Origin of the sequence: Limnobaculum zhutongyuii (assembly GCF_004295645.1) — a bacterium.
GTDB classification, from domain to species: Bacteria; Pseudomonadota; Gammaproteobacteria; order Enterobacterales; family Enterobacteriaceae; genus Limnobaculum; species Limnobaculum zhutongyuii.
The window spans coordinates 1,132,428-1,154,496 of record NZ_CP034752.1 but is presented as its reverse complement, the minus strand read 5'-3'; the positions used below and the strand labels follow the sequence as shown (position 1 = coordinate 1,154,496).

Annotated in this window: 23 protein-coding genes and 1 tRNA gene; 5 read left to right on the top strand and 19 right to left on the bottom strand. The window is 45.3% G+C overall.

Annotated features, from left to right (window positions below):
* Positions 1–105 precede the first annotated feature (105 nt).
* Complete coding sequence (gene msrB / locus EKN56_RS04895; protein WP_130590781.1) at positions 106–513, top strand: peptide-methionine (R)-S-oxide reductase MsrB; 408 nt, start codon at positions 106–108, stop codon at positions 511–513.
* 115 nt (positions 514–628) lie between these two features.
* Here the strand turns inward: msrB and pncA are convergent, their stop codons facing one another.
* The 3 genes from pncA to sppA form a co-directional block, all read right to left on the bottom strand.
* Positions 629–1,252, bottom strand: coding sequence for a bifunctional nicotinamidase/pyrazinamidase (gene pncA, locus EKN56_RS04890; protein ID WP_130590780.1), 624 nt, complete (start codon positions 1,250–1,252; stop codon positions 629–631).
* 17 nt (positions 1,253–1,269) lie between these two features.
* Positions 1,270–2,295 (bottom strand): asparaginase, encoded by a 1,026-nt coding sequence (ansA, locus tag EKN56_RS04885; protein WP_130590779.1) that lies wholly within the window; start codon positions 2,293–2,295, stop codon positions 1,270–1,272.
* A 131-nt stretch (positions 2,296–2,426) separates the two neighbouring features.
* On the bottom strand, positions 2,427–4,283 hold the full coding sequence (gene sppA, locus EKN56_RS04880; RefSeq protein ID WP_130590778.1) for a signal peptide peptidase SppA: 1,857 nt from the start codon (positions 4,281–4,283) through the stop codon (positions 2,427–2,429).
* A 160-nt stretch (positions 4,284–4,443) separates the two neighbouring features.
* Here sppA and EKN56_RS04875 point away from each other — a divergent pair, with 160 nt between their 5' ends.
* From EKN56_RS04875 to EKN56_RS04860, 4 genes are all read left to right on the top strand, one after another.
* Positions 4,444–4,998 (top strand): NAD(P)H nitroreductase, encoded by a 555-nt coding sequence (locus EKN56_RS04875; RefSeq protein ID WP_130590777.1) that lies wholly within the window; start codon positions 4,444–4,446, stop codon positions 4,996–4,998.
* A gap of 185 nt (positions 4,999–5,183) precedes the next feature.
* Complete coding sequence (selD, locus tag EKN56_RS04870; protein WP_130590776.1) at positions 5,184–6,227, top strand: selenide, water dikinase SelD; 1,044 nt, start codon at positions 5,184–5,186, stop codon at positions 6,225–6,227.
* The gene (gene mnmH / locus EKN56_RS04865) at positions 6,227–7,321 is read left to right on the top strand and encodes a tRNA 2-selenouridine(34) synthase MnmH (protein WP_130590775.1); all 1,095 of its coding nucleotides are present in this window, start codon (positions 6,227–6,229) and stop codon (positions 7,319–7,321) included. Before selD ends, mnmH begins: the two co-directional genes overlap by 1 nt.
* Entirely contained in the window at positions 7,321–9,252 is a 1,932-nt protein-coding gene (locus EKN56_RS04860; RefSeq protein WP_168189609.1) for a DNA topoisomerase III, read from the top strand. Before mnmH ends, EKN56_RS04860 begins: the two co-directional genes overlap by 1 nt.
* A gap of 16 nt (positions 9,253–9,268) precedes the next feature.
* Here EKN56_RS04860 and EKN56_RS04855 read toward each other — a convergent pair whose 3' ends face one another.
* From EKN56_RS04855 to EKN56_RS04780, 16 genes are all read right to left on the bottom strand, one after another.
* Positions 9,269–9,658: a pyrimidine (deoxy)nucleoside triphosphate diphosphatase gene (locus EKN56_RS04855; RefSeq protein WP_130590773.1), complete on the bottom strand. Its 390-nt coding sequence runs from the start codon at positions 9,656–9,658 to the stop codon at positions 9,269–9,271.
* 59 nt (positions 9,659–9,717) lie between these two features.
* Positions 9,718–10,524 carry an exodeoxyribonuclease III gene (xthA, locus tag EKN56_RS04850; RefSeq protein ID WP_130590772.1) on the bottom strand — a complete coding sequence of 269 codons (807 nt, stop codon included), beginning with the start codon at positions 10,522–10,524 and terminating at the stop codon, positions 9,718–9,720.
* 103 nt (positions 10,525–10,627) lie between these two features.
* Positions 10,628–11,200, bottom strand: coding sequence for an LOG family protein (locus tag EKN56_RS04845; RefSeq protein ID WP_130590771.1), 573 nt, complete (start codon positions 11,198–11,200; stop codon positions 10,628–10,630).
* 100 nt (positions 11,201–11,300) lie between these two features.
* Positions 11,301–11,385: transfer RNA gene (locus tag EKN56_RS04840), tRNA-Tyr, on the bottom strand.
* A gap of 189 nt (positions 11,386–11,574) precedes the next feature.
* Complete coding sequence (purU, locus tag EKN56_RS04835; RefSeq protein WP_130590770.1) at positions 11,575–12,408, bottom strand: formyltetrahydrofolate deformylase; 834 nt, start codon at positions 12,406–12,408, stop codon at positions 11,575–11,577.
* An 82-nt stretch (positions 12,409–12,490) separates the two neighbouring features.
* On the bottom strand, positions 12,491–12,754 hold the full coding sequence (locus EKN56_RS21125) for a YchJ family metal-binding protein (protein WP_260676949.1): 264 nt from the start codon (positions 12,752–12,754) through the stop codon (positions 12,491–12,493).
* 86 nt (positions 12,755–12,840) lie between these two features.
* Complete coding sequence (locus tag EKN56_RS04825; protein WP_130590769.1) at positions 12,841–13,245, bottom strand: tail fiber assembly protein; 405 nt, start codon at positions 13,243–13,245, stop codon at positions 12,841–12,843.
* Between the two features lie 19 nt (positions 13,246–13,264).
* Complete coding sequence (locus EKN56_RS04820; RefSeq protein WP_130590768.1) at positions 13,265–14,242, bottom strand: phage tail protein; 978 nt, start codon at positions 14,240–14,242, stop codon at positions 13,265–13,267.
* Positions 14,235–14,822 (bottom strand): phage tail protein I, encoded by a 588-nt coding sequence (locus EKN56_RS04815; protein WP_130590767.1) that lies wholly within the window; start codon positions 14,820–14,822, stop codon positions 14,235–14,237. The genes EKN56_RS04820 and EKN56_RS04815 overlap by 8 nt, the downstream gene beginning before the upstream one ends.
* Positions 14,815–15,939 (bottom strand): baseplate assembly protein, encoded by a 1,125-nt coding sequence (locus tag EKN56_RS04810; protein ID WP_130590766.1) that lies wholly within the window; start codon positions 15,937–15,939, stop codon positions 14,815–14,817. Before EKN56_RS04810 ends, EKN56_RS04815 begins: the two co-directional genes overlap by 8 nt.
* A complete protein-coding gene (locus tag EKN56_RS04805) occupies positions 15,917–16,288 on the bottom strand; it encodes a GPW/gp25 family protein (protein ID WP_130590765.1) in 372 nt (123 codons plus the stop codon). Before EKN56_RS04805 ends, EKN56_RS04810 begins: the two co-directional genes overlap by 23 nt.
* 54 nt (positions 16,289–16,342) lie before the next feature.
* Positions 16,343–16,900 (bottom strand): phage baseplate assembly protein V, encoded by a 558-nt coding sequence (locus tag EKN56_RS04800; protein WP_130590764.1) that lies wholly within the window; start codon positions 16,898–16,900, stop codon positions 16,343–16,345.
* Positions 16,897–18,036, bottom strand: coding sequence for a phage late control D family protein (locus EKN56_RS04795; RefSeq protein WP_130590763.1), 1,140 nt, complete (start codon positions 18,034–18,036; stop codon positions 16,897–16,899). The genes EKN56_RS04800 and EKN56_RS04795 overlap by 4 nt, the downstream gene beginning before the upstream one ends.
* Entirely contained in the window at positions 18,024–18,239 is a 216-nt protein-coding gene (locus tag EKN56_RS04790; protein WP_130590762.1) for a tail protein X, read from the bottom strand. The genes EKN56_RS04795 and EKN56_RS04790 overlap by 13 nt, the downstream gene beginning before the upstream one ends.
* Positions 18,236–19,096 (bottom strand): phage tail protein, encoded by an 861-nt coding sequence (locus EKN56_RS04785; RefSeq protein ID WP_130590761.1) that lies wholly within the window; start codon positions 19,094–19,096, stop codon positions 18,236–18,238. The genes EKN56_RS04790 and EKN56_RS04785 overlap by 4 nt, the downstream gene beginning before the upstream one ends.
* Complete coding sequence (locus EKN56_RS04780; protein ID WP_130590760.1) at positions 19,093–21,930, bottom strand: phage tail tape measure protein; 2,838 nt, start codon at positions 21,928–21,930, stop codon at positions 19,093–19,095. Before EKN56_RS04780 ends, EKN56_RS04785 begins: the two co-directional genes overlap by 4 nt.
* Positions 21,931–22,069 lie beyond the last annotated feature (139 nt).

Sequence of the window (22,069 nt, the reverse complement as noted above, 5' to 3'; positions counted from 1 at the left end):
AAAATGATGGTTTTAACGATAAATAATCTGCCGTTTTGTTAATTTATTGTTATAATTGAAGGGCTGAAGGCTATTTTTATTATAACTGATTTTTTAGGTGTTAAAATGAGTAACTCATTGAATAATAAAATTAAAGAATTAACTGATATCCAACGCTATGTCACTCAGGAACGAGGCACTGAAGCCCCTTTTACCGGGCATCTTTTGCACAATAAATTGGTAGGAGTATACCATTGCGTATGTTGTGATTCGCCGCTGTTTTACTCCGATACTAAGTTTGACTCAGGTTGTGGATGGCCTAGTTTCTTTGAAGCTATAACGCCGGATGCTGTTCGTTATATTGATGATTACTCACATAATATGCATCGTGTTGAGATTCGTTGTAATCACTGTGATGCACATTTAGGGCATGTATTTCCGGATGGCCCACCACCGACCGGAAAGCGTTATTGCATCAATTCAGCATCAATGGTTTTTGTCGATGAGCAGAGCGGAGAGAAGAGCATCGGTTAATTTGTATCCGAATATTAACAAAATCGATTCAGCTCAATATTCAAACTAAAAATGAACAAAATGAAAAGAAAGATGAGAAGCGTGGGTTATTTTCCCGTGCTTCTCAACCTGCTATTTATAGATCATGGAGTTGAACGATTTTGGCGCCTTTGCTTGCCATTTCATGAAAGGCTTTCTCGCTGTCATCAGCGGCCAGATTGACACCACGACATCCATCTGCAATAACGTCTGCCTGATAACCTAATTCCAGAGCATCCAGAACGGTAAATTTGACGCAATAATCAGTGGCTAATCCCAGTATCGTCAGATGCTGAATATTTTCACTATCCAGCCATTGATTAAGCTCTGTTGCTGAGCGCTTGCCATTATCAAAGAAAGCACTGTAGCTATCGATTTCGGGGTCTTGTCCTTTATAAATATGTTTGCTGATATATTGCTGTTCTAACCGTGGATGCAGTGATGCACCCGAAGTGTTCTGAACACAATGTATTGGCCACCAGACTTGTGTTAGCCCATTGAGTGTTCCAATCTCACCGGGTTGAGCTCCAGAATTAGTAGCAAAACTCTTATGATTTGCCGGATGCCAGTCCAGCGTAGCAATAATGGGCCAGCCACGTTGATGAAAAAGCTGCATAGCCTGATTGGCAATATCAATAACCGCATCCCCGTCATGAACGGCAAGGGCGCCATTCAGGCAAAAATCATTTTGCAGATCGACCAGAAGCAAAGCCTTCTTCATGGTAACTCCCTCAATGGTTATTCATTTTCTGTTAATTCACCACGCAGACTTTTCTGCATTAACGTTCTGATTTGATGAGTGGGAAGGTCCAGACTCAACAAAAAATGCAGTTTTGTCAATGTTGCTTCAACGGTCATATCAAAGCCGCTAAGGACACCAGCATGAGCTAATGCATTACCTGTAGTATAACCCTCCATGTTTACTCTTCCTGAAAGGCATTGAGTCAAATTAATGACGATAATGCCTCGTTCTGTGGAGTCACGCAGTTCTTGTAACAAATCGGGATCTTGTGGGGCATTACCAACGCCGTATGAGCGTAAAATTAACGCTTTAACCGGTTGGCGCAGGAAGTTGCGAATAATCTCAGCTGAAATCCCCGGATAGATAGTAACAACACCGATTGGTTGGGGAGCGATAGCATGCACTTTTAATGCACCGTGACAGGGGAGTGTATCCGGTACAGTCAGACGTTTAATATGGATACCTGCTTCCAGTAATACGGGGTAATTTGGTGAAGCAAAGGCGTCAAAACCATCGGCATGAACTTTAGTGGTGCGATTGCCGCGAAACAGTTTGTTATTAAAGAATAAGCAAACTTCATTGATCGGGTAATTAGCAGCGACATACAGTGCATTGAGCAGATTAATTTGCCCGTCAGACCTTAATTCAGCTAAAGGGATTTGCGACCCGGTCACGATAACCGGTTTTGCTAAATTCTCCAGCATAAATGAGAGCGCTGATGCGGTAAACGCCATGGTATCTGTGCCGTGCAAAATAACGAAACCATCATACAGATGATAATTTTTCTGAATATCATCAGCAATATGCTGCCAGTCCTGTGGCGTCATATCCGATGAATCAATTAAAGGCTGATATTCGTGAATAACAAAGGTCGGCATTTCATCGCGATGAAACTCTGGCATTTGTGCCAGCTGCTTTTGCAAATGGCCGGAAGCAGGGATATATCCGTGTTCTGAGCGCAACATACCAATTGTTCCACCGGTATAAGCGACATAAATCGATTTTTTTTGCTTATTTTGCATGAGAATTCAGACCATAAATCGGAAAGTGTGGGGATTATAGAAAATTAAATTGAAGAATAAAATGTATTCAACGAATAGAAAAAGGCCCGGTAATAAACCGGGCCTGAAAGAAGAATCATTAATCAGAATCTTTACTGTGCATAGCTACAGCTTAAACAGTAAATATAACGATGACCGGGATCGTTCATATTGCCAAAGAAGCCCGGTTGTTTATTGATATCCTCAGCGACCTGACGTAGTGGCGCAGGAAGTTCAATTTTCACCGTTGCTGGTAACAGGGCGTTGACGGATGCGGAAACTTGACCCAACAAAATTTCTCTGACGGTTGGTTCAGTAACTGTCCATTTGATTTCATAGTCTTTCAGTTTGGCCAGCTCTGCCGCTTTTTTAATGGCATCGTCGAAATCCCCCAGTTGATCGACCAGTCCGTTAGATTTGGCGTCAGAACCAATCCAGACTCTACCCTGAGCAATGCTGTCAACTTCTGCCGGTGTTTTATGGCGAGACTTTGCTACCAGATTGATAAAGGTTCTGTAACCATTTTCAATGGTTAGCTGCATCATTTCAGAGAATTGCGGCGGCAAGGCTTTAGTCATTGTTGCATCGGCTAATGGTGAGGTAGAAACACCATCAGTATGAACGCCAATAGCATCCAGCGAGTTTTCAAATGTATTGATAACGCCAAAAATACCAATAGAACCGGTTAAGGTGCTTGGACTGGAGATGATGTAATCCGCAGGCGTAGAAATCCAGTAGCCACCCGAAGCGGCCATTCCACCCATAGAAACCACAACGGGTTTGCCGGCGTCTTTCAGTGCCTGAACTTCTGAACGAATCATTTCCGACGCAGTAACACTGCCACCAGGGCTATTTACTCGCAGAACGATAGTTTTAATTTTGTCGTTAAGACGAGCTGCCCGCAACTGTTTGGCCGTAGTATCACCGCCAACCATGCCTGGCATTTCAGGACCATCGACAATAGCGCCATTGGCAAAAACGACTGCAATTTCGGGTAGTTTGGCTCTTTCAAGGCTTGGTTCAGTCATCTGATAGTTATAGATGCTAATAAAGTTATAGTTCTTATTTTGCTGATCCCAGCCAAAAGTCTCTTTCAGCATTTTCTCTACCGCTGAGCGGGAAGATATTTCATCCACCAGCTTATTCTTTAGAGCGAATGCCGCGGTATCACCATCGCTGGCCTTTAATTGCTGAATTAGCTGAGCCGGTTCCGGATAGAGTTCTGCAATCGAAATATTACGATTTGCAGCCACATCGGTCATATAGTTGGACCACAGTGTATTCACCCAACGACTATCGGACTGGCGGGCTTCCGGAGACATATTGTCGCGAATAAAAGGTTCAACGGCAGATTTATAGGTCCCTACACGAAAAATATTGGTGGTGACTTTTAACTTGTCCAGTAGCGATTTGTAATAGAGATTATTGGTGGAAATACCGGTTAATAACACTGAACCTTGAGGAGATAAATAGATCTTGTTGGCAAAGCTGGCCAGATAATATTGCCCCTGAGAGTAACTATCCCCAATGGCATAAATAGGTTTTCCGCTATCGCGAAATTCTTTTAATGCTTTACCGATATAACGCAGGGAAGGTTGATCTGCGCCGATGAAATTACCCAAAGACAGAACCATTCCGCTAATTTTGTCATCGTCTTTAGCCTGGCGTATCTGTTTTACAATATCGAACAGGGAGTTTTCCTGAACGTCTTTATTGCTGCCAATCAACTCTTGTCCCAACTGACGCAATTTACTGTCAGAACTTAAGCTATCCACCACGGTGCCGCTGAGATTAACCAGCAAGGCTCCTTTTTCTGGCTGAATAGTGGAGTCTTGTACCTGTATGTAAAGTGCGAAACCAATCAGCAGAACAAAGAAAAAGATCAGATTACAAACAGCCTGGCGAATAAAATTAATAACCCGCCAGGAGAATTTAAATATGGTTGCAAAAATTTGCCATAGTGCCCGCATGTATACTCCATTCATTGAGCGGTAAAAAACATTGTTGGATATCCTAAAGCCTGATGATAGAAAAGTCAGTGTTAAATAACCAATTGGTTACGTTATTTTTGTGTTCGTAACAAATAATTAACCTTACAATAGGCAATTACCTGTTTGTCTGGAGAATTTTATGGATTCATTAGAACTGTTACTTAACCGCCGTTCCGCTTCACGCTTATCTGAACCTGCACCTCAAGGGGAAGCGTTGCAGAACATTATTCGGGCAGGTATGAGAGCACCCGATCATGGAACCCTGGAGCCTTGGCGTTTTATCATTATTGAAGGTGAAGCCCGTAGCCGGTTTGCAGATGTTTTACTGGCGGCAGCGGTAGATGCTGGTCAGGATGAGTCAGTACAGGAAAAATCGCAGAAGGGACCGTTCCGGGCCCCAATGATCATTACGGTAGTGGCCCATTGCACCGAGCATCATAAAGTACCTCGTTGGGAGCAAATAGCTTCAGCAAGCTGTGCCGTTCAGGCAATGCAAATGGCCGCGGTGGCTCAGGGTTTTGGTGGTATTTGGCGTAGTGGTTTCTGGACTGAACATCCGATCGTCAGAGAGGCCTTTGGCTGTCGTGAACAGGATATGATTGTTGGTTTCCTTTATTTGGGTACACCACTAATGCAACCGGCTAAAGTGAAAGCACCAGACACCTCACCTTTTGTTTCTTACTTCCCGAGTTGACCGTTTTCGGGTACGTATAAATAGCGTACCCGAGAAATTCCATCGCATTTATCCCTTTCCGTATGCTGAAATCTGAGCAATATATCCACGATCGGCATGGTATGACTTATCAATAGTGGCGAGTCGCGGTACTATATACGCTTGATCTCCGTTTGCCACTTCAGGCCGAAAAGAGGATTTGATATATGACAGAGCAAAATGTTCGTTTAACTCAGTACAGTCATGGAGCCGGTTGTGGCTGCAAAATCTCCCCAAAAGTACTGGAAACGATCCTGCATTCTGAGCAAGAGAAGTTTATCGATCCTCATCTGTTAGTGGGTAATGAAACCCGTGATGATGCAGCGGTTTATGATATTGGTAACGGCATTGGTATTATCAGTACTACCGATTTCTTTATGCCTATTGTTGACGATCCTTTCGATTTTGGGCGAATTGCGGCAACTAATGCTATCAGTGATATTTATGCCATGGGGGGAAAACCCATTATGGCGATTGCTATTCTTGGTTGGCCAATCAATAAACTGGCCCCTGAAATTGCCCAGAAAGTGATCGACGGAGGTCGTTATGTTTGCCAACAGGCGGGTATAGCGCTGGCGGGTGGCCACTCAATCGATGCTCCGGAACCGATTTTTGGTCTGGCTGTTACCGGCATGGTGAGCACCGAACAAATTAAGAAAAACAGCGCCGCGACTGCTGGTTGTAAGCTGTTTCTGACTAAGCCATTAGGCATTGGCGTGCTGACTACTGCAGAGAAGAAAAGTAAGTTGCAGCCACAACATCAGGGCATAGCAACGGAAACCATGTGTCAGCTGAATAAGCCCGGTGCAGAGTTTGCTAAAGTTGAAGGCGTAACGGCGATGACCGACGTGACCGGTTTTGGTCTGCTGGGGCATTTAAGTGAAATATGTCAGGGTTCGGGACTACAGGCCAATATCTGGTTTGATGCAGTGCCAAAACTACCGGATGTAGAACAGTATATTGCCGAAGGTTGTGTTCCGGGAGGAACACAACGTAACTTTGACAGTTACGGACATCTTATTGGTTCATTGACTGACTTACAGCGTAACTTGCTGTGTGATCCACAAACGTCTGGTGGACTGTTAATTGCCGTTACCACAGAGGCGGAAGCTGAAGTACAGAAAATTGCTGAACAATACCAAATTACACTAACGGCAATTGGTGAGTTGCTTGCTCCCAAGCAAGGCCGTGCATTGATTGAGGTTGGTTAATGTCGGCCAATAACAGTGCTGATTATCAGCAGATATTTCTTCATGACATTCCATTAATTGATGTACGAGCTCCGGTTGAGTTTGCTCAGGGCGCATTTACTGGTGCGACTAATTTGCCGCTGATGACAAATGAAGAGCGCCATGCGGTTGGCATTTGCTATAAACAGCACGGACAAAAAGCAGCGATTGAGTTGGGTGAGCAATTGGTCAGCGGTGATGTTCGTGAACAGCGAATTGCCCAATGGCGTACTTTTTGCCAGCAGAATCCTCAGGGATATATATATTGCCTGCGTGGTGGCTTACGCTCCCATATTACCCAGCGGTGGCTAAAAGAGTCTGGTGTTGATTATCCACTGGTGAAAGGTGGATATAAAGCCATGCGTAATTTTCTGATAAAGGTGAATCAACAGGTTGCTACCATGCCGCTAAAAGTGATTGGCGGAAATACCGGTAGTGGCAAAACCCGATTAGTGAAAGCGTTACCCTTTGGCATTGATTTAGAAGGAGCCGCCAGACATCGTGGTTCTTCTTTTGGCAGAACGCTGGAAAGTCAAAGTACCCAGATAAACTTTGAGAATCGTGTGGCCGTCTCTTTACTCAAAAAACAACATCAGGGCATTTGTCGCTGGGTAGTTGAAGATGAGGGTAAAACTATTGGTTCTAACCATGTGCCGCTGGAAATCTATGAATCAATGCAAACGGCAAGTTTAGTGGTTATCGAAGATCCTTTTGAACTACGCTTGTTGCGTTTGAAAGAAGAGTATATCGATACCATGAGCGCGGGGTTTCAGCAGCAATATGGAGAAGATGATGGGTGGGTACGTTTTAGCCATTATCTTCATCATAGCCTGTTTGCGATTCGTAAAAGATTGGGAATGGAACGTTATCAGACGCTGCTGAATGAGCTGGATAGTGCACTACATCATCAACAGATGGGACAGGGCAGTGATAAACATGAAAACTGGCTGGTGCCGCTGTTAATTGAGTATTATGACCCTATGTATAGCTATCAATTAAGTAAAAAATCCGATCGTATTATTTTCCGGGGAGATTATAACGCTGTCCGTGATTTTCTGTTGAATGATAACCACTGATGCGCTTATTTATTGCCGAAAAACCGAGTCTGGCACGGGCTATTGCAGATGTACTGCCAAAACCACATAAACGTCAGGATGGCTTTATTGTGTGTGGTAACGATCAGGTGGTTACCTGGTGCGTTGGGCATTTGCTTGAACAAGCTCAACCCGATCAATATGACGCTCGCTATGCGCGTTGGTCACTTTCTGATTTACCCATTATTCCTGAAAAATGGCAGCTAAAACCGAGAGATTCGGTAACCAAACAGTTGAATGTGATTAAGCGACTACTAGCGGAAGCTAATGAAGTGGTACACGCAGGAGACCCTGACCGCGAAGGACAGTTGTTGGTTGATGAAGTTTTAGATTACCTGGAGCTTGATGCTGAAAAGCGTCAGCAAGTGCGTCGTTGCCTGATTAATGACCTTAACCCACAGGCCGTAACCCGAGCTATAGATAAGTTAAGGGATAACCGCGAATTTATTCCACTCTGTGTTTCTGCGTTAGCGCGCGCCCGGGCTGATTGGCTGTATGGTATCAATATGACCAGAGCCTATACGTTGCTTGGTCGTAATGCCGGGTATAACGGCGTATTGTCCGTTGGCAGAGTACAAACACCGGTGTTAGGTCTGGTGGTTCGACGGGATGAAGAGATTGAGAATTTTATTCCGAAAGATTTTTTTGAAGTAAAAGCACATATCGTTACTCCGGCAGAAGAGCGTTTTACCGCTATCTGGCAACCCAGCGATTCCTGTGAGTCTTTTCAGGATGAAGAAGGGCGCTTGATTAACCGGAATTTAGCTGAGCACGTGGTTAAACGTATCACCGGTCAGCCTGCTTTTGTCACTGAATATAACGATAAACGGGAAAATGATGTAGCACCGTTGCCTTTCTCGCTTTCAGCCTTGCAGATTGAGGCAGCTAAACGTTTTGGCTTTAGTGCTCAGCAAGTACTGGATCTCTGTCAGCGGTTATATGAAACCCACAAGCTAATTACCTATCCTCGTTCCGATAGCCGCTATTTGCCGGAAGAACACTTTGCCGATCGCCATGCAGTGATCGCTGCGATAGAGACTCATCAGCCTGATATCTTTCCATTACCGGTGGTTGATAGCGAAAAACGTAATCGCTGTTGGGATGATAAAAAAGTTGATGCTCACCACGCGATTATTCCTACGGCGCGTAGTTCATCTGTTTCTTTATCGGCGGACGAGCAGAAAATTTATCAGCTGGTATCTCTTCAGTATTTAATGCAGTTTTGCCCGGATGCTATTTACCGCAAATGCGTGATTGAACTGGATATTGCTGGTGGTAAATTTATTGCTAAAGCACGTTTTCTGGCTGAAGCCGGTTGGCGCATGCTGTTAGGTAGTAAAGAGCGTGATGAAGAGAATGAGGGAACGCCATTACCGGTAGTAAACAAAGGTGATGAATTACTGTGTGAGCAGGGAGAAGTGGTGGCGAAGCAGACTCAACCACCGCGCCCATTTACTGATGCATCTTTGCTGTCAGCGATGACGGGTATCGCCCGTTTTGTGCAAGATAAAGATTTAAAGAAAATATTACGGGCAACGGATGGATTAGGTACAGAAGCAACCCGAGCCGGTATTATTGAACTGCTATTTAAACGTCGCTTTTTGCAAAAGAAAGGGCGGACGATTACCTCAACAGAAGCGGGCAGGGCGCTGATTCATTGCTTACCTGAAATTGCGGCTCGTCCTGATATGACCGCTCATTGGGAATCTACGCTAACTCAAATTAGTGAAAAGCAGTGTCGTTATCAGGATTTTATGCAGCCAATGGTAGTGACCCTGCAAGATTTGATTGCTCAGGCAAAGCGCAATCGGATGCCTCAAGTCTTTAAAAATATACAGCAGACAACGGAAGTTGAAGAAACTAAACCGAAGAAAAAACGGGCTAAATCCAGTAAGAAGAAAAGTGAGGAGTAACCGTTACCCCGAAAGCTTATGTTTGTTGATAAGCTAAAAGTAGCGGGATATCTGCAGGGGCCAGCTGATAATTCAACGCTTCATCTGGCGTGACCCAACAAAAGTTGGTGTGACAACGTAATTGGATCTCGCCTTGCCAGGCAACCACTTTCCAAGCCTGTAGTTGAATAATGCGTTCTGGCTGTTGAATGGTACTGGTAGCAATATAGTCAGTAACCTGAATATGATTAATATTCAGCTCTTCTTCTAACTCTCTGACTAATGCCTGTACCGGCGTTTCATTCTGTTCTATTTTTCCACCAGGAAATTCCCAATAGCCAGCGAGATCGCTTTGTCTATCCCGTTGAGCAATCAGAATACGCTGATGCTGTTGCATAATGGCCGCGACGACATTAATTATTTTCATATTGATTAATCAGAGAGAAGAGCCAGACCGATTAAAGCAACCGGTCTGGTTAAACAATATCAGAGCTTAAATTCAGCCCAGATAGGTGCATGATCGGATGGTTTCTCCATGGACCGGATATCATAATCAATACCGGTAGAAACACAGAGTGGAGCCAGAGACTGACTGGCGAGTATCAGATCGATACGTAAACCTCGGTTATCATCAAAACCACTGGAACGATAGTCAAACCATGAATAGCGATCGTTAGTTTCCTGATTAGCCTGACGGAAGGTATCAACTAGTCCCCAATTGAGAAGTTTCTCCATCCATTCGCGTTCTTCAGGTAAGAAAGAACATTTTCCTGTGCGTAACCAACGTTTGCGGTTTTCTTCCCCGATACCGATATCCAGATCGGTAGTGCTGATATTCATATCACCCATGATCACAACAGGATTTGTTGGATTAAGGTGTTGCTCCAGATAGGATTGCAGATCGGCATAGAATTTTTGCTTAGCCGGGAACTTAATCGCATGATCCCGGCTTTCGCCCTGAGGAAAATAGCCGTTAATCACGGTTAGCAGGCCTGCTGGTGTTTCTATATCAGCCATGATAATACGGCGTTGTGCCTCTTCATCATCAGTGGGAAATCCCTTTCTGACTTCGACAGGCTGCGCTTTGGTTAGCAGCGCTACGCCATAATGTCCTTTTTGACCATGATAAAAGACGTGATAGCCATACTGGCTGACTTCCTCAAGAGGAAACATATCATCGTGAACTTTTGTTTCCTGCAACCCGATGACATCCGGTTGATGTTGCTCAATGATTGCTGCGAGTTGATGAGGTCTGGCTCTTAGCCCATTGATATTAAATGATATAAACTTCATGATTAAGCATCTTTTATCTGTCAGAAATAGGGATTAATGGTAACAGAAATTGAGAACAATTGTTATCGGGCCATCCGGATAAGATGACCCAATACAATTTCTACTATTTGGCCCAGCGGTTAAGGTTATGCGGCTGATATTGATCAAACTGATTGAGCAGGTCATGGGCCGAATCACTGATTAACAGGGTATTCAGGTAGCTCTGGCGCACAAAGCCTTCATCCGCCACATGTTGTAAGAATTGGCTCATTGGCGAGTAGAAATTTTGAATATTAAGCAGGCCAACCGGATTGGTGTGATAGCCTATCTGGCTCCAAGTCCATACCTCAAACAGCTCTTCAAGCGTACCGATACCGCCAGGAAGAGCGATAAATCCGTCTGCCAGTTCACTCATACGTGCTTTACGAATATGCATGTCAGGAACGACTTCCAGCTCGGTAATGCCGTGGTGAGCTGTTTCCGCTTCAACTAAACGTTCAGGGATAACTCCGGTAACTTGACCACCCGCATCTAATACCGCGTTGGCCAAAATACCCATCAATCCTTTATTACCGCCGCCATATATCAGACGACGACCTTGTTCAGCGATTGCTATTCCCAGTTGTTGCGCCGCTTCGGCATAGGCAGGATTATTTCCGGTGCTGGCACCACAATAAACACATATATTCTTACGCATGAGACACCCTGATAAATTAAAACAAGGGGGTTGTATAGCCTATTTAGACCAGCGCTTCAAGGTAGAGGTGAAAATTATTGTTAAAAAGTAGGGGAGTAGATGGTGGTGGGAGAAGGATTCGAACCTTCGAAGTCTGTGACGGCAGATTTACAGTCTGCTCCCTTTGGCCGCTCGGGAATCCCACCATAGGATATACATATTGGCTCTGTCATGAACGACAGGGACGCGCATCATAGCAGAAGCTTCAGCCGTGTAAAGTATTGATGTGGAAATAATGATTGTTTGTTGTTTTTTTCAGCATGAAATGCAGATTATTCGAACTTAATGGAAATGGCGGTGCTTTACCACCGCCATTTATATCATTGCGAAAGTGCTTAAAGAATGACGGTTCTGTTTCCGTAAACAAATACGCGTTGTCCCAGAACCCGATATAATCCGTGGCTCAGCACATTTTTTTCAACGTCTCGCCCGGCACGCATCATGTCTTCAGCACTGTATGTGTGATCTACATGAATAACGTCCTGCATGATAATGGGCCCTTCATCTAAATTATCGTTTACGAAATGAGCTGTCGCGCCGATGATCTTCACCCCACGCTCGTAAGCCTGATGATAAGGGCGAGCGCCAATAAAAGCAGGTAAGAATGAGTGATGAATATTAATTATCCGGTTTGGATAATGGCGCACAAAATCAGGCGTAAGGATGCGCATATACTTAGCCAGAACGACATAATCTGGGTTAATACTGTCAATCATTTCAACCACTTGTTTATCATGGTCTTCACGAGTTAGCCCTTCATGACTGAGCAAATGAAAGGGGATATCAAAGCGCTCAACCAGCGTACGCAACGTATCGTGGTTGCCGATAACGGCAGCGATTTCTACATCAAGTCCACCGTATACACTCTTCATCAAAAGATCGCCCAGACAGTGGGCTTCTTTGGTGACTAAAATAACTATTTTTTGTCTTCCCGCTTCATTTAATTCACGGACAGAGCCTTCTGGTAAGGCATCATCAAGGTCGGCCAGCAACGTTTCATCATTGAAGAATCCTTCCAGCTCGGTACGCATAAAAAAGCGTCCGGTACGATGATCAACAAACTCATTATTTTGAACAATATTCAGTTGGTGCTTGTAACAGATGTTAGTTATTTTTGCGATCAGACCTTTAGCATCAGGACAAATCGTACGGAGTATTTTTCTTTGCATGGCGCACTTAACCTTTGATGTATTTGCTATTTTATCACTATGGGATAAATCGTTATTCAGCATAACGAATAATTTTATTCGGTTATTTCCCACAACATTTTTTATATTTTTTCATTGAACCACAGGGGCATAGCTCATTACGACCAACCTGAGGCTTAATGCCTGAAGTATAATACCAGCTTCCATGCAGTTTGATAAAATGAGAACGCTCGTGGAGTGAATGCTGTTGCTGTGTCTGAGTATCAAGATATTTAGCAACAAACTCAACATAGCTTTCATTGCCTTGTTCTGTAGTTGCAACAATATTTAATCCAAGCCATTGGGTATGTTCAAAACTATGGGCAATGTGAAGCCGCGCGCGATAAATGACAGGTATTTACTGTGATAAATCGCCGCGCTTTCATTTTCCAATGGTGCAATTGAATTACAGTATTATGCATCTGGTTGTATCGGCCATTCAATATCTGGTGCTGTACTGGTATCAATTCGAGTTAATAACACTCGGTAGACCTTCCAAGCTTTCAACGTTGCCACTTCTTCAGTCGAGGCTATATCGAGCTCAATAGCATCTGATAATGGGTTAATAATTAATGTTGCTGTTGAAAGTAATGTTGTTTTCTTCAAATTAGCTTCAGCTATAAGCTCGTCTTTTGATGGAGCTGGTCTATCAATAAGGACAGGCTGGCCATTTTCGATTGAAATAATTTTCCCGTCAGCCTGCCCGTTAATTAATTCCGCATGTTTTTCTACACTGACTTCAACAGCGTTATTGGGAATATCTGTATTTAACACTGAATCATAGAAACCAATTGGGTCGGGTGAAAAAAATATAGTCATATTAGTATCCTATCGCTTATTAGTATCCTATCGCTATGTATCGACCACCCAGTCCGGGTGATGCTGTCCGTGAAACAATAGTGGATCGTGAGCCGGGGCAAGCCGCAATATATGTAACAGCACCTGATGCGGGGGTGTAATCCATCGTTACAGCAGCATGTAGAAATGCGGTGGGAAACGTCACGGGCAGCATAGTTGTAGTATCGCCACTGATTGTACTAACACCGCCCCATTGAATAATTAACCCAGACGGCAGTTTTTGCCAACCTCCATTAAACGCAGGATTAAAAGACCAACTGGGAGCTAGTCTTAACACGGCATCACCGGTTGCGTGCCACACTTTAACTTGTTCAACAATGAAGGTCGCGCTCTCAGTAGGTTTTAACGTGAGAGTTGTTACTGTTGACATAGGGATGGATATACTGTTGGATGAGTTTCCAACGGAAATGGTGATATTGGTATCTTTCACATTCCAGATAGTTATTGTTTGACCACAACCCACGATATTACTTATATCAGGTAATGTGTAGGCTGATGGTGAGCTATAGTCCACCCAAAAACGAGCTCCAAATTGTGCTGTGGTTATCTTGCTAGTAGTTAACAGACTTACATTACTATAAAAATTACCTTTGCTCTGTAGAGTTTTGGGGTTAACAACTTTCTCTGTACTTCCCCCGTCAAGTACCTCACTTACTGTCGCAAAAGGAATACTACTCAATTTACTATCAGCTAAATCATATGCCTTCTTTACGGCACTGGCAGTAGCTGCATCAGTACTTGAGTCACTGTTCGTTGCTGAGCTTAATTTAACAATACCCGCCGTTGTCGTTGAGGCCGCCCCAGTTTTACCATCTAGCGCCTTTTTTAAATAAGCAGTCCGGTTAGTCAGGTTGCGTAACGGTGCATTCATAACTCCACCGGGGCCACCTAATGCCCGGTCAGACGTTTCTAGCTGTCTAACTCCTTCCCATGCTTCTTGCTCTGGTAAATCAGCCATTGGATATGCTCCCTAAGTTATATTGGCCATCAAGGTATTTGGTACCATCAAGACGGAATGCCGCCTCCTGGTAGTCGAGACTTTCTAAGTAGCTTCGGGCAGGTGTAAAAGCGATAATAGCTTTGCGTAAGTTGTCGGCCTGATCGTTGGTAATGGCCTCTTTTAGGATTATCCGGTATCTGGCCCAAGCTGAACCATCACCCAGCACATGAGAACCATCGAGCAGAACGGAGCCGTCCAACGTCCAGTCATAGATGTTTTCTATCAGCTCAACTTCACCGAACCCAAACCGTCTTATGACCTCACGAACTGCCCAAGGGGTGCCTTTATAGCGGTGAAGCTCGATAGCACCTTTAATCAGGCTACGTTTTGCATCGTCAGATTCAACTAACTCCCATCCATCACCTAACAGGCTGAACTGTTCGGCTAAAAAAGGGAAAACGGCAGAGTTAACAAGGTCAATCAAGTAAACCAGAACAACTTCCAGCTCCAGTTCATCAAATATCTCTTCAGCCATCTGACTGAGAGCTGCAAAACGAATATCACCGGCTAATGGGGGCGATATATGGCTGCTATTCATCACTGATACCTACGGGAAGAACCTGAATGCCAGTACAGACTGCCCATTCATAAGGTTTAACGACACGTTTAGTCGGGCTATTCAATGTGATGTCATATATGCCAGAAACAGAAAGCGTTTTGCTTACCTGATGAGGAACAATATCAATCCCAAGCCTCAGCGCTCTTGCCGTTTCCCATGCTGTTATCGCTTTTTCAGCAAGGCTGATTGTTGTGGTGACATCAGCGGAGCGGTACAACGTCAATTCAGCGTTAATATCGTATTCAACTATCTCAGGCACCTTGACTAAAACACGGTCATTGATAGGACGTTTTTTCTCAGAACTGAGCTTGGTTTCAATAAGCTGAATGAGCTCCACTGTTGGAAGCCCATCTTTGGTTAATGGGTATATCCAAACTTGCCCTGGCGGTATGCGGTTATCCAAATCAGGGCCAAGAACGACCACATCAATAATGGATTGGTGAACGGATAAGGCGTGAAACTTATAAGCGCCATAACTCCCGGCGCTGGTATAACCTTCAGGTGCCAACATCATCCGCTCACGTAATGCCGGCGTGGTTTCCTCATCATCACCGCCAGCGGTAGTACTGATATTACTGACCAATAAACCCGCATCCAGAAAACGTTCTGATTTGTTGATTTTGCCGGGGAGATATCCATTACCCTGTTGGCCAACAACCTGGCAGGTTGCGCTAACATCCGCCGACAATGAGCCAGCAGGAATAACAACATCCAAATCCGTACTGAAGGAAACGCTACCATCTTCATTACCGACGACAGTAAACATAGGAATGAAAATATCCTGAGTAATGGCTGCATCGAATTGCCAACGTAACGTACAGCGTGCTGGTTGTGCGGGCAAACGGATAACACCAACCAACTCCGCCAGGTAATCAATAATGGGGGCTTCACTGAAGCGGGGTAGCATTTGTTCCCCAGTGTGTTGAATTCTGGCTAATGTACGGGTTTTGGCATAAGCCAGTAGATTAATAAACAGATGCTCAATCTGAGCCGGGTACAATTTTTTACCTGATATCTCTTCATATCGGGTAATCAAATCCAGCTCAATAGCTTTGGGGTCAATGCTGACAAACTCAGGTGGTGCTAGTTCGCTCATAAGCGACCTCACTTTCTTCTATACCGTCTGCCACTTTCCATTTAACGCGTAAGGTGACCTTGGAACTGTCTATATCAACAATAACCTGAATAACTGTTACTCTCGGCTCCCAGCGCTTAATAGCCTCCACAGACTCACGGACAAGGTAAGGTGTGATGAGATTGGCTGGCCAGTCGATGTACTTATTGATATCAGAACCAAACTCAGGCCGATGTGGGTCACTCCCTTTAGGTGTTAATAGAATGACCCGAATCGCCTGGTTTAAATCCGACAAGCCTTCAACGACAGAACCGGGAATTCCCAGTTCTGGTTGCCAATGCGCTGATGTGATGGAGTTCAGTATTTTCATACGGCTATGATAGCTGGATGGGGGAATACTGATTTTAATGAAGGTTAAAAAGACTTATTGCGGCTGGCCCGTTGATGATGAACCTGTTTGAATGCCGGGATGAGTATGGTTTTTTAATGAGATACCATCGGCGATAACATCACCCGTCACATTAACAACACCAATAACCGTTGTACCGCCAGCTCCTGCATTAATGGCTACACCTGATGCGGCATTGATTGTGACACCAGCAGCGGCGTTAATCGTTACGCCTGCCGGAGCGGTTATATTCACAGTGCCTTCTGAGATACTGAGATCCAGCTTATGCTCTGAGGGGGAATAAGAAAATTTTGTACCATCCTTATATTCCATATAATCAGTATCATCATCCTCGATAGGTGGCGGTTCCGCCTCAGAATAAACAGCGCCAAGTAATACACCACCTACACCATCATCTTTAAGAAGGATAGCAACCGGCGTACCCAGTTCGACAGGACAACGGCGCTTTGATTTTTTGGAGTATCCCTGTGGGACTTGTAACCAATAAGAGGTCAGCCCATTTTCATGAAGGTCAACCCGGATACGACAGGTTTTAGCGTTCCATGCGGAGACAGTGCCATATTCAAGATTCATTTTTTCCCCATTTGTCCATTCTTCACATCATAGATAACGACTTTCTTTTTAGGTGTGGATGTAGATGATGTGGACTTAGATTTATCCGCTTTGACAGTGACAATATCGGCCTCTCGGATGCGGCAGATATCCAGGGCGGTATTCCATCCCCCGGAACGGTCTAATTGGTGCTGTGCAGATTGGATAAGGTAGTCACCATTCAGTTCACCACCGGCTTCCAGTGTGATTGAATTACCACTGAGATAATTAGGATTACCCATTAAATCAATATTGCCGCCAGTACGCTCTCGGTTAGCTTTTGCCAGTTCTGCCTGAGCCTTAGCCGTGGCCACTTCAGGAGAAGTCGAACGGGTTGAGGTTTTGATGGTGTCGGCGCTGGTTGTTGACTTGCTAACGCTAGAGTCTTTCGCCGTCATTTCACCGTTCTTAACATCATAAGTAACGGTCTTGTTCTTAGCGGGATCGTGTGACTTAACCTCCACCGCTTTGGGTACCTGTTTAATCTGGTCACGAATATGGCCACCGGAAATATCTGTTAACTTGAAGGTGGCCACAGAGGAAAGGCGTAAAAGCTCAGAAATGGCATGAAAAATTAGCTTACTGCCTTCAATTTTGAAAGCATAGTCATATTCATCAGCCAGTTTTTTAAGAAACTCAATATCAGACTCTTGCTGCGTCAACCGGTCTAAAGCGATAGGTTCAATAGCGCCAACTAAGGTTAGACCCTGACGATCTGCTATTTGTTTAGCGATTTTATCCAGCGTCATTTTTTCATAGGCACGGGCAGTTTTCGTTCTGACTGAATTCTTGATACCTACCGCCTGAGCGGTAATGGTCACCGTGCTGGGTGAGAACTGAAAATCGATATCGTTAATCTCGAAAACGCCAATCTGGCGGCGTTCCTCTCCCAACCACCCCAGCTCAAAGGTCAGTTCATCACCCTGGCCGGGATACCATTCGCCATACCAACGGCCGTCAATATTTTCTAACGCAATAGACAACTCATCAGCCTGACCACTAAGAAAATCGGTATAAGTAATCGATATCAGGTAAGCAGCCAATTCACTGCTGATGTCTTTCTTTTCATATAAAAGCCGAAAATCAGACACCGGCACGTTATTTTTTATGACTTCCATGGCGGCATTCCTACTGAAGATGGTTTGCTTTCCAACAGCGGGATAGCAATGGTTATTCCAGCCTTAAATGTGGGTGTGATGGCCACATGGCGATTAGCGGCAATGATTTGAGGATAAAGATAAGCATCGCCATAATAGCGCCAGGCGAGTTGATCCCAACGTTCACCCTCAGTCGTGATATGAAACCGGTATTGCTGGGTCATGATAATAGTCTCCGGGTGGCCACGCCGACGCTCAGCGCCAGCGCGTTGGAACTGGCGTTTTCCAATGAACTTGAGGCATTACCCATGCTATCTGCCGCACTATCGAGACGATCCCAAATCGATAAACTGTCATCTTTCAGATAATCTACAGCCTGGCGTACATCATCCAATGCCTGTTTACCGGCATCGACGAGCTCTTGGCCATCTCTGAACACATCCGCTAAACCTGATAACTGTTCCAGTGGCCCGATAGCGCCACCGGTAATTGATGACAGTTCGGAGAGCGCGCCTAGCACTGATAGTGGATTTTCTTTAATCTCGTGATAAGCATCGATACCCGCATTAATCACATTCATGGCGGTCTTGGCATAGCCGATCGCTTCCTGAGCCATATTCTTCAGGTCAGTTCCGGTCTTAGCATCAACATAGGTCAGAAGAGAACCCAGCAATCCTTCACCCGGTGCCGCACGGGTAAATTCACCGGTATATTCTCTTAATGTCAGACTGACCGTGGCAGAGCGAATACGGCCACCCGGAGTGGTGGTGTTGGCGTTGGTATCAACGTTGGCGATGACATACGGCACTTTATAATCACCATCCCCCATAACCAGCGCCATGGGTTCATGTTTTTCTTTTGCTTCCCTGAGTAAACGTAACTGAGTTTCGGTCTTTACCAGATGGGAATGGAACAGAACTTCAAAGGTAATCTCATCCAGTTCGTCGCCGACATACTCCAGTTTTGGCTTACCTTGAATAAGGGCGTGTTCGGCCCACGTCACCGACGAACGATGGCCATAGGCATGGGGGCTGCTCAGAATATCAAATGAAAAATCACCTAAAATGGCCCAGCGTTTCATCCGTTAATTCCTTTATAAGCACTGCGATTAGTACGATGTTCATACTCTTTCATCAGCCTCTCAAACTCGCTGAAGCTCATCTTTAATGCATCGTTAACCTGTGACCTAACATCACTATTACCCTGAACGGTAATCTGAGGGGCAAACGTGATGCTCATTCCTGATGATGAACTGGCGAACTGTTGACTGCGAATAGCATCGGCACCCGGAGACTGAATACCTGGTACATTATTATTGAGTAAGTTGGGGGCTGATAAGGTTGGGCTGGCCAGAGGGATGTTCGTGGCTGAAGCTAAATCGAGAGCCGCTTTACCAACCATCCCAGATTGATTGTCGATACCAATAGCAGCACCTTCAGAAATGTTTTCCCCAAAGCCAATGAACACTTTGCTGGGGGAATTAATACCTAACTGCTCTTTAAACCACCCACTGACAGAGCTACCGACACTGGTAATAGAATCTTTAACAGCGGCCATCTTGCTGGTAATACCGCTGATTAAACCATCTAGCAGCGCTTTCCCTGCATCGGCAAATGAACCAGGTAGTTCAACGCCAAACCAGCTTAAGACGCTGCTGAATAGGCCCTTGAACATACTCAGTGGAGACCAACTGGTGATTTTATCTGAAGCGCTCTGAATACCACTGCTGACCGAACCGGTGATAGTGTCCCAAGTATTACTGAACCAGTCGGAGATACTTCCCCAGACCGTTCTGATAGTTTCCATCGGTGACCAGGCGAACGCGGCTTTAATCCCTTCTGAGACTAAACCGACTGCTTTGAACATAAGCTTCAAGGGGAGTAAAACAATATTGATGGCTTGGCCTAACACCTGACCAAATGACCGCCCAGCGTCCTTGGCGTTCGTCAGTTCCTGAGCCGTAGAGTTGACGGGCTCAAATAACTTAGTAACCCAATCCCAGGCTTTGGATACCCATTCAACCAGCGGCTTAAACAGCTCGCCGACAGGGCCAAAGACTTCAGTAAAGGCGGCACCGATAGGCTCAACGGCTTCGGCAATACCCTCAAATACACCGCTAAAAAAGGCTTTGATGGGTTGCCAGTACTTGTAAATCAGCAATGCGGCCACGGCAATAGCCCCAATCACCAACCCTATAGGGCTTAAGAACATCATTCGCCCAACGCTGGCAAAGGTTTTACCGAGTGTGGTCACTGATGCCGCTATACCAGGGAATACACTGCTGAATCTTGTGCCGGTGGCAGACCCTAGTAACATACGAGCCCGGAATAGCTCTAACTTGGCACTGCTATTAGCCAGCGCAACGTTCAACATGGCCATCGGAGATTTGACAAAAAAGTTCATGCCCCAGGATGCACCCAATGTGGCCACTTTAAGAGCCACGACAGCCGTAGCGGCTCCAACTAGACCAGCAACCAACTTAGGGTTTGCGGCTATCCACTCGGATAAATTTCCAATAATTGGCAACAGCGTATCCACCAACTGGATGACTGGTGGTAACAATGCATCACCCACAGTAATGGAGAGCTCTTTTAGGGTGTTACCAAAGGCTTTAAACTTCTCCATGGGTGAGTCCATACGTAAATCAGCGGTTTGTTGTAATGTACCGGCTGACTCACCACTAGACTTTCCACCATCGCGAATACGGTCATACTCTTCTTTATTCTGCCGGTACCCCAGCACCATATTGACCTGATTGTTATCCTTGAAAATTTCAGATAGGCCAAATTTCTCCATTAGCTCAGCTTGTTTTTCCGCATTTCCCTTGTACTTGCTCATCTCAGCCATACCCGCTTCGCCGAGTCTTTTCTCTAAGAAGCCGCTAGCGATATGCATACTGGCTTCAAACTCGCTATATCCATCAGCCACGGCTTTTTGCATCGAAGCCTGATAATCAAACTCTTTGTTGGGGTCGATAGTTTTGTAGGCACTTGAGAACGCTTGTGCTCGTTTATCGCTGTTCATTTCTGTCAACCAGCCTTTTAGACCGGCCATGGCATTTTCGGCTCCCATCGTGCCATCACCAATTTGTAAGGTGGCGGCAATATCACCCAAGGAATTCATGCCTAGCTTATTTTTCTTAATTTCATCACCAAGCTGGCCAATGGCATTAAACATATTAGCCATGCCATAACCGCCTTGCTTACCCGACCAAATCAGTTGATCAAGCGCCTGGCGCATTTGCTCTTCACTGCCAACGCCCATATCTCGTAATGCCAGAAACGACTCGGCACCTTGATCCATGCTGACGCGTAGCCCGGTGACGGCCTTTCCGAGTAATGGGGTATAAGCCTGGATCTCCTCCATGCTACTGCCGCCTTCCACCAACTGGCCGACACCCACCGAGAGTTCCATATGGCCTTGGTTCGTGCCTTTTACCGCATCTCGAACGACTTTACCCAGTTGGGCTTCATCTTCAGCGCTTAAGCTGCCTTTGATCCGTGCATCCCTCAAGCTATCTTTAAGTTCGGCACTACGGCCAACGCTCTCCCTGAGCATGGTGGCATTCCCCCAGGCCGCAGCGGCGGTACCTATCATTTCCCCGCCCATAGCCTGGCGCTGATCGGCTAACGCCTTTTGTTTGGCCATGGCGGCATTGAGCTTGGTTTGTTTGGTTCTTAATCGGTCAAGGGATTGGCCCAGGCGCTCATATTGGGTACGCAGTGCTTGAATATTACGGGTGGGGTGGCTCAGAGCCCGGCTCATAATCTGGCCTAGGCGCTGCTGGCGCTGGGATAAGGCTTCAGTGGTTCGGCCTAGCCGGTTAACGGTAGTATTGGCATTACCAAAAACAGAGCTAAAGGCGTTATCAAGCACCGCTCCCAGGCGTAGACCTACAGAGATAGTATTACTCATAACGCCTCTATATTATTGATTCATCGCTTCAATGCGCTGGTTATTCCGCTCTTGAGCCAGTTCAAACCACCGCCAGTATTCGTCAACAAAACTCAGGTTATCTATCTCAGCCGGTGACAATCGAAATTCGAGTACCAGC